The organism is Mycobacterium sp. (assembly GCF_040398885.1).
GTDB lineage: Bacteria > Actinomycetota > Actinomycetes > Mycobacteriales > Mycobacteriaceae > Mycobacterium.
Genome location: NZ_JBBATF010000147.1, coordinates 1 through 8,289, shown reverse-complemented (window position 1 = coordinate 8,289; position 8,289 = coordinate 1). Strand labels below are relative to the sequence as shown.

Below are 8,289 nucleotides of genomic sequence, written 5' to 3'. Positions count from 1 at the left end.
CCGACGACGACGACCTTCTTGCCGGCCAGTCGCAGGCCGACCAGATAGGCGTTCTCGGTCACCGGCCGAGCCTAGCGACACCGGCATGTTCGACGAACCGCCGCAGCGACCGGGGGTGGGCGGCGGCGTGGGTGTGCAGATAGGAGGCGTGCACCCCACCCCGGACGACGCCCTCCGAAACACCTCCGGCCGCCCTCCGCATCATCCAGGCCGGCTGTTCGGACTCGGAGAATTCCACTGTGGTGCGGTGGAATTCGTGGCCGGTCACCCGCTGGCCGGCACAGTGCAGCGGCGAGTCGGCGGCGGCGACGGCGTCGCGGTAGCCCAGTTGGAGCCGCGGGGTGAATCTCGCCGAGCCGGCCAGCACCCCGCACATCGGGTGGCCCTCGAGGTCGGACATCAGGTAGGTCAGCCCGCCGCATTCGGCGTGGACCGGCGCCCGGCCGGCCAGCGCCCGGATCTCCTGGCGCAGTTGGGTGTTCGCCGCGAGCTCCTCGGGATATTGCTCGGGGAACCCGCCCGGGAGCACCAGGGCGTCGGCGTCCCGCGGGAGGGTGTCGCGCAGCGGGTCGAAGTTCACCACCTCCGCGCCGGCCGCCCGCAGGAGTTCGTCGTACTCGGTGTAGCCGAAGGTGAAGGCCGGCCCGGCCGCCATCGCCACCACCGGCCGCGCCGCGACCTGCTCCCCCACCGCCTCCCGCGCGGACCACGGCGCAGCGGCCACCCGGGAGGCGGCCGCGGCGAACACCGCCCCGACGTCGACGTTGCGGGCCACGAGATCCGTCATCGCCGCCACGGCGGCGTCCGCCCGAGCGCCGTGTTCGGTGGCGGTGACCAGGCCCAGGTGTCGCGACGGCAGCGCCAGTTCGTCGAGGCGGGGCAGCGCACCGAACACCGGGACCCCGACCGATTCGCAGGCCTGGCGCAGCACCTCTTCATGCCGTGGCGAGCCGACGCGGTTGAGGATGACGCCGGCGATCCGGACGTCGGGCACGAGTGTGGAGAAGCCGTGCAGCACAGCGGCAATGGTCTGGCTCTGCCCGCGGCCGTCGACCACCAGGATCACCGGTGCGGCGAGCAGCTGGGCCAGCTGCCCGGTGGAGCCGCGGGCCGGTATCCGGAAGCGGTTCTCGATGCGGCCGTCGAAGAGGCCCATCACGCCCTCGATCACGGCGACGTCGGCGTCGCGGGATCCGTTGCGGTACAGCGGTCCGACCAGATCCTCGCCCACCAGGACCGGGTCGAGGTTGCGTCCCGGCCGGCCCGCCGCGAGGGCGTGGTAACCGGGGTCGATGAAGTCCGGGCCGACCTTGAACGGGGCCACCCGGTGTCCGGCCTTGCGCAGCGCGCCGATCAGACCCGTTGCCACCGTGGTCTTCCCGCTCCCCGACGACGGGGCCGCGACGACGATCGCCGGCACGCTCACCACTCGATTCCCCGCTGCCCCTTGCGGCCGGCATCCATCGGATGCCGCACCTTGGTCATCTCGGTCACCAGATCGGCGGCGTCCAGCAACGGCTGCGGGGCGTCCCGGCCGGTGATCACCACGTGCTGGCGGCCGGGCCTGGCACGAAGCGCCTCCACCACCTCCTCCACGTCCACCCAACCCCACTTCAGCGGATAGGTGAACTCGTCGAGCACGTAGAAGTCGTGGCGCTGCCCGGCCAGCCGGCCGGCGATCTCGGCCCACCCGTCGGCGGCGGCCGCGGCGTGGTCGCCCTCGGAGCCGGGCTTCCGCGACCAGGACCATCCCGCGCCCATCTTGTGCCACTCCACGTTTCCGCCGACACCCTGCTCGGCGTGCAACCGGGAGAGGTGGGCGAAGGCCGCCTCCTCGCCGACCTTCCACTTGGCGCTCTTGACGAACTGGAACACCGCGACATCCAGCCCGGCGTTCCACGCCCGCAACGCCATTCCGAAGGCGGCGGTGGACTTTCCCTTCCCCGCGCCGGTGTGAACCGCCAGCACCGGCGCCGAGCGCCGGGCCCTGGTGGACAGGCCGTCCTCGGGGACGACCGGCGGCCGGCCCTGTGGCATCGGCAGCCCCCTCTCCTCAGGCCGCCCGGCGCACGGCCCGCGTCAGGCAGTCCGCGCGCAGATGCTCCAGACGCAGCGTCGGGGCCCGCAGTCGGCCGGCGAGCTCGGCCGCCAAACCAAGCCTGACATAGGAGGTTTCGCAGTCCACCACCACCGCGGCGACGCCCTCGGCGGCCAGGGTGTCGGCGGCCCGGCGGCTGCGGTGCAGCGCGTCGGCCCCGGCGGTGGCCCGGCCGTCGGTGAGGATCACCACCAGCGGGCGGCGTGAGCCGTCGCGGGCGCGTTCGCGCACCACGACGTCGCGGGCGGCCAGCAGGCCCTCTGCCAGTGGTGTGGTGCCGCCGGTGTCCAAGCCGGCCAGCCGGCGGGCGGCGGTGTGGGCGGAAGTGGTGGGCGGCAGAACGACTCGGGCCCCCTCGGCGCGGAAGGTGATGACCGCGACCTTGTCGCGGCGCTGGTAGGCGTCGCGGAGCAGGGACAGCGCCGCGCCGCTCACCGCAGCCATCCGGTCGCGGGCCGCCATCGACCCGGAGGCGTCGACGACGAAGATCACCAGGTTGCCCTCCCGTCCGATCCGGACGGCGCGGCGCAGATCGGCGGCATCCGGTCGCAGCGGGCCGGGCGCGCCGAGGCGGTCGGCGGCGGCGAGCACGGTGGCGAACAGGTGCAGTCCGTGGCCCCGTTCCCCCGGGCCGGCGGCGCGCACCGCCGCACCGGCGGAGTTGCGGGCCGCCGAGCGACGGCCCGCACTGCCCTCGCCCACCCCGGGAACCGACAGTGTGCGGGTGCGAAAGCTCGGCGCGGGCGGCGCGGCCGGCCTGCTGCTGCCTGAATTGTTCCGGGAGGCAGGCCCTTCCGCCGGTTCGTCGAGGGACTGCCCCCCGCCGGGCGGGTCCGGGTCCTCCTCCGGCGCGCTGTCCCCGGCCGCGGCGGAGAGCGCTTCGTCGAGCTGCCCGGGGTCGATTCCGGGCTCGTCGAACGGGTCGCGGCGGCGGCGGTGCGGCAGGGCCAGTTCGGCCGCGGCCCGGATGTCCTCCTCGGCGACGGCGGCGGCGCCGCGCCAGGCCGCGTGGGCCACCGCGGTGCGGGCCACCACCAGGTCGGCCCGCATCCCGTCCACGTCGAAGGCGGCGCACAGGGCGGCGATCCGGCGCAGTTCGGAATCGGGCAGCACCACCGAGTCGACGCGCATTCGGGCAGCGGCCACCCGTTCGGCGAGTTCGGCGTCGGCGTCGGCGTAACCGGCGGCGAACCCGGCGGGGTCGGCTTCGTAGTCGAGCCTGGCCCGGATCACCGCACTGCGCACCCCGACGTCGCGGGAGGCCCGGACGTCGACGGCGAGGCCGAACCGGTCCAGGAGTTGGGGCCGCAGTTCACCCTCTTCGGGGTTCATGGTGCCGATGAGGACGAACCGCGACTCGTGGGAGTGCGACACCCCGTCGCGTTCGATGTGCACCCGGCCCATCGCGGCGGCGTCGAGCAGGACGTCGACCAGATGATCGGCCAGCAGGTTGACCTCGTCGACGTAGAGCACCCCGCCGTGCGCCCGGGCCAGCAGGCCGGGCGCGAAGGCGTGTTCGCCGTCGCGCAGCACCTTCTGCAGGTCCAGCGATCCCACCACCCTGTCCTCGGTGGCGCCGATCGGCAGTTCGACCAGCCGGGAACCCGGATCGGCCCGGTCCAGCACCGCGGCCAGCGCCCGCACCGCCGTGGACTTGGCGGTGCCCTTCTCGCCGCGGATCAGCACGCCGCCGATCTCCGGGCGCACCGCGCACAACAGCAGCGCCAGCCGCAGCCGGTCGTGGCCGACGATCGCGCTGAACGGATAGGGCGGGTTCACCGCGGCGGCCCCGAGATCGCTTCTCCGCCAAAGTTTTCCAGAGCGAACGTCACACCACTCCAGAACGGCTGCCGAGGCCGAGCGCCTTGGTGCCGTGCTCCCAGATCTCGGCGAACAGCCGCGGCTCGTCGGAGAGCCTGGAGCCCAGCGAGGGCACCATCTCCTTGATCCTGGGCTCCCAGCCGCGGTACTCCTCCGGGAAGCAACGCTGCATCACCTCGAGCATGGCCGGCACCGCGGTGGAGGCGCCGGGGGAGGCGCCGAGCAGGCCGGCGATCGAGCCGTCGGCGGCGGCGAGCACGGTGGTGCCGAACTCGAGGATGCCCATCTTCTTGGAGTCGCGGCGGATCACCTGCACCCGCTGGCCGGCGATGTCGAGTTCCCAGTCACCGCTCTGCGCGGTGGGGGCGAACTTGCGCAGCGTGTCGACGCGGCCCTCGAAGGACTGCAGCAGTTCGCCCACGAGATATTTCACCAGCGGCAGTTCGGTGAGCCCGACGCCGATCATCGGCAGCAGGTTGTCGGGCTTGACCGACAGTGGCAGGTCGGTGAACTTGCCGGCCTTGAGGAACTTCGGCGACCACCCGGCGAACGGGCCGAAGAGCAGCCAGTCCTTGCCGGTGATGACGCGGGTGTCCAGGTGCGGCATGGACATCGGCGGTGCGCCCAGTGGCGGAAGTCCGTAGACCTTGGCGTGGTGGGCCTGAGTCAGACTCGGGATGTCGGTGCGCAGCCACTGACCGCTGACCGGGAAACCGCCAAACCCCTTGGCCTCCTTGATGCCGGCCTTCTGCAGCAGCGGCAGTGCCCCGCCGCCGGCGCCGACGAACACGAACTTGCTTCGGATCCGGACCCGTTCGCCGGTTCGACGGTTGACCACCTTGACCGTCCAGCTGCGGTCGGACTTCTGGTCGAGGTCGCGAACCTCGTGTCCGAACAGGGTGTTCATCCCCCGCTGGCTGCCGAACGCGAGCAGTTGGCGCGACAGCGAACCGAAGTCGACGTCGGTGCCGGCCTCGGTCCAGTTCAGCCCGACCGGCTCGGAGAAGTCCCGGCCCTGCGCCATCAGCGGCAGCCGGCGGGCGAACTCGTCAGGCTGGTCGATGAACTCCATCGAGGCGAACAGCGGGTTGCGCACCAGGGTCTCGTAGCGGCGCCGCAGGTAGTCGACGTTGTCGGCGCCGCTGACGAAGCTGACGTGGGGTATCTGGTTGAGGAAGCTGCGGACGTCGGTCAGCAGGCCGTTCTCCACGGCGTAGGCCCAGAACTGGCGGGTGACCTGGAATTGCTCGTTGACGCTGATCGCCTTGGCGATGTCGATGGTGCCGTCGGGCTTGGCCGGGGTGTAGTTGAGCTCGCACAGCGCCGAGTGGCCGGTGCCGGCGTTGTTCCACGGGTCGCTGCTCTCCGCCGCGGCGGCGTCGAGGCGCTCCACCAGCGTGATCGACCAGTTCGGCTCGACCAGGCGCAGCAGTGCGCCGAGGGTTGCGCTCATGATCCCGGCGCCGACCAGGACGACGTCGGTCCTGGCCTCGGACTTGGTTACGTCAGACACGGGCATGTCCTTCCTCCGGACCCGCATCCGGGATTCGGGCGCGGTGGGTAGCAGCTAGGTTATCCCGGCGCGCCCGGCGCGACCGAGGTAGTGCAGCGGCGGCACTGGATAAAGTTGGGGCTGTGACGCCCGCGCGCACCGAATGGGCTGAGGATGTGCTGCCCGGCTACCGGCAGAGGACAGTCCACCTCGGTCCCGACCCCGACGGCGAGGGCGAGTTGTTCGCCACCCTGGTCCGCGCGGAGGGCGAGGGCCCGTCCGATCGGGTGGCGCTGGCGGTGCACGGCTTCACCGACTACTTCTTCAACACCCGGCTGGCGGACTTCTTCGCCGAACGGGGTTACCGGCTCTACGGGTTGGATCTGCACAAGTGCGGCCGGTCGTGGCGGGCCGGGCAGACCCCGCACTTCACCACCGACCTGACCCGCTACGACCGCGACCTGGGGAGCGCGATGGCGATCATCCGGGCGGAGAACCCCTCCTGCCGGGTGCTGGTCTACGGCCACTCGACCGGCGGGCTGGTGGTGTCGCTGTGGCTCGACCGACTGCGCCGGCATCGGGCCGTCGCGGCGCTGGGGCTGACCGGGCTGGTCCTGAACAGTCCGTTCCTGGATCTGAACGGACCGGCGATCCTGCGCACCCGGGCCACCTCCGGCGCTCTGGGCGCGGCATCCCGGGTCAGCAAGACCACGGTGGTGCGGCCGCCCGGTAAGGGGGGCTACGGGCTCACCCTGCACCGCGACCACCACGGCGAGTTCGACTACAACCTGCAGTGGAAGCCGGTGGGCGGATTCCCCGTCACACTGGGCTGGATCACCGCCGTGCGGCGTGGGCAGGCCCGATTGCACCGCGGCCTGGACGTCGGCGTGCCCAACCTCATCCTGCGCTCCGACCACAGCGTCGCCGAGACGGTCGACGCCGAGGCGATGCAACGCGGCGACGCCGTCCTCGACGTCGCGCACATCGCCAGGTGGGCCGGGTGCGTCGGCAACCGGCAGACCGTCGTGCCGGTGGCCGACGCCAAACACGACGTGTTCCTGTCGCTGCCCGGGCCGCGGGAGGCCGCCTACGCCGAGTTGGACCGTTGGCTGGCCCGGGAGGTCAGCGGGTGACGTCCGGACGGCGCCTACGTGTCAGCTGTACAGCTTCTGCAGAACCCCGGCCAACTCGGAGTCCTCGAGGACGGGCGTGGCCTGGATGTCCATGAACTCGCTCCACTCGGTGACCATTTCCGCGATGGCCTTCGCGTCGTCGCTCTCGGCGATGGCGAAGCCGTTGGCGCCGTGCCAGCGGCCGATCATCGTCACTCCGGCGGGGGGCGCCCCGCCGGTCTTGAGGAACCGCGCGATCGCGGCTCGATAGTCCTCACCGTGCGGCAGTGTCCATGAGGCCATGTATCGCATGATCCCGGGTCCTTTCATCATAGGGCGGGTGCCGTGGCCGAAACCCGTGGCTGAAACCCCCGTCGCCAATCAGCCTCTCCCGGTGAGCATTCCGTGTACATGGATCTCTCGATCGAAATGCCGGATCATCAAGAGCCGGCCCCCTGCCGGCCACCGGCGACAAGTCCTCACCCTTCGGATGCGGCTGCCCATCTCTCCTCGATCCGGCCGAACCGCCAGACCAGCACGGAGGCCGGCCAGGTCAGCACGAACAGCCCGACGATCGCGAAACCGAGAACATTCAGATCAAGCCCGGACACCCAGTCCCAGAAGGCTCCTCGCCAACCGAACTGCTCGACCAGCACGGCAAGCAACTGAGCGGTTCCGATGATCACCGCCACCGCAACCGACAACCCGGTAACCGTCAGGTTGTAGTACACCTTGCGCACCGGCTTGGAGAACGCCCAGCCGTAGGCGAAGTTCATGAACGATCCGTCGATGGTGTCCAGCAGCGTCATGCCCGCGGCGAAGATCACCGGCAGACACAAGATGGCGCACCAGGGCAGGCCGACGGCGGCGCTGGTGCCGGCCAGCACCAGCAGGGCGACCTCGGTGGCGGTGTCGAATCCGAGCCCGAACAGCACGCCCAGCGGATACATCTGCCAGGACCGGCGGATGGACCGGGTGAACCGGCCGAAGAACCGGTTGAACAGGCCGCGGTTGTTCAACTGCCGCTCGAGTGCGGCTTCGTCGAACTCGCCGCGCCGCATCGCGGCGAAAACTCGCAGGATTCCGGCCAGGATCCCGATGTTGATCGCGGCGATCAGGTAGAGGAACGCCCCGGAGATGCCGGCGCCGAACAGGCCGGTGTAGTGCCGCAGGGCCGAGGAGTCGTCGGCGACCGGGCCCGTCACGGCCTTGATGCCCAGCGCGATCAGCACCGCAAGTCCGAACACCACCGACGAATGCCCGAGGGAGAAGAAGAACCCGACGCCGAGCGGACGCCGGCCGTCCTCCATGAGCTTGCGGGTGGTGTTGTCGATAGCGGCGATGTGGTCGGCGTCGAAGGCGTGCCGCATGCCCAGCGCGTAGGCGGTCAGGCCGACCCCGACGCCCAGCACCTTGTCCCCGAGATCGAAATGCTGTGGGACGACGAGGAATACGAGGGTTCCCCAGCCGATCACGTGCAGGGCGGCGACGAAGGCGAACATCGCACCGAGCCGCATCCACTCGCGCCGGGACAACAGCGCGCGCAGCCGTTGCCCGCGGGAGGTCACATCGCGTGACGCTATTGCGCGGGGCGACTATCTGCAAGCGATTCCACCAGCGCATCCTGGCACGCGATCACCGCTGCCAGGTCGGGACCAGGCCGAGCCGCCACAGGCCCGCTGCCACCGCCCAGGTCAGTGCGAACAGCCCGACCACGATGAATCCCACCTGGTCCATGCCGATCGAACTGACCCAGTCGGTGACCG

At 71.1% G+C, this 8,289-nt stretch carries 7 protein-coding genes; 1 reads left to right on the top strand and 6 read right to left on the bottom strand.

What is annotated here, in order from left to right; translation table 11 throughout:
* Positions 1-58: 58 nt before the first annotated feature.
* Genes ADBZ5U_RS12905 through mqo form a run of 4 tightly spaced genes read right to left on the bottom strand, consistent with a single transcriptional unit; the run spans position 59 to position 5,432 of the window.
* Positions 59-1,426 carry a cobyrinic acid a,c-diamide synthase CobB gene (locus ADBZ5U_RS12905; RefSeq protein WP_526810782.1) on the bottom strand — a complete coding sequence of 456 codons (1,368 nt, stop codon included), beginning with the start codon at positions 1,424-1,426 and terminating at the stop codon, positions 59-61.
* A complete protein-coding gene (cobO, locus tag ADBZ5U_RS12900; protein WP_526810780.1) occupies positions 1,423-2,037 on the bottom strand; it encodes a cob(I)yrinic acid a,c-diamide adenosyltransferase in 615 nt (204 codons plus the stop codon). The genes ADBZ5U_RS12905 and cobO overlap by 4 nt, the downstream gene beginning before the upstream one ends.
* A gap of 16 nt (positions 2,038-2,053) precedes the next feature.
* Complete coding sequence (locus ADBZ5U_RS12895) at positions 2,054-3,877, bottom strand: VWA domain-containing protein (RefSeq protein ID WP_526810779.1); 1,824 nt, start codon at positions 3,875-3,877, stop codon at positions 2,054-2,056.
* Positions 3,878-3,926: 49 nt separating this feature from the next.
* Complete coding sequence (mqo, locus tag ADBZ5U_RS12890) at positions 3,927-5,432, bottom strand: malate dehydrogenase (quinone) (RefSeq protein WP_526810777.1); 1,506 nt, start codon at positions 5,430-5,432, stop codon at positions 3,927-3,929.
* Positions 5,433-5,554: 122 nt separating this feature from the next.
* Between mqo and ADBZ5U_RS12885 the strand changes: the two genes are divergently transcribed.
* Positions 5,555-6,544 carry an alpha/beta hydrolase gene (locus tag ADBZ5U_RS12885; RefSeq protein ID WP_526810775.1) on the top strand — a complete coding sequence of 330 codons (990 nt, stop codon included), beginning with the start codon at positions 5,555-5,557 and terminating at the stop codon, positions 6,542-6,544.
* A gap of 21 nt (positions 6,545-6,565) precedes the next feature.
* Here ADBZ5U_RS12885 and ADBZ5U_RS12880 read toward each other — a convergent pair whose 3' ends face one another.
* Both ADBZ5U_RS12880 and nicT read right to left on the bottom strand, forming a co-directional pair.
* Positions 6,566-6,826 (bottom strand): DUF3303 family protein, encoded by a 261-nt coding sequence (locus ADBZ5U_RS12880; protein ID WP_526810773.1) that lies wholly within the window; start codon positions 6,824-6,826, stop codon positions 6,566-6,568.
* Positions 6,827-7,002: 176 nt separating this feature from the next.
* Positions 7,003-8,106: a Nickel transporter NicT gene (gene nicT / locus ADBZ5U_RS12875; protein WP_526810784.1), complete on the bottom strand. Its 1,104-nt coding sequence runs from the start codon at positions 8,104-8,106 to the stop codon at positions 7,003-7,005.
* Between the last annotated feature and the right edge of the window lie 183 nt (positions 8,107-8,289).

Coding starts and splice junctions, on each gene's coding strand:
- ADBZ5U_RS12880 (WP_526810773.1), bottom strand. CDS start 6,826: ATGGCCTCATGGACACTGCCGCACGGTGAGGACTATCGAGCCGCGATC.
- cobO (WP_526810780.1), bottom strand. CDS start 2,037: ATGCCACAGGGCCGGCCGCCGGTCGTCCCCGAGGACGGCCTGTCCACC.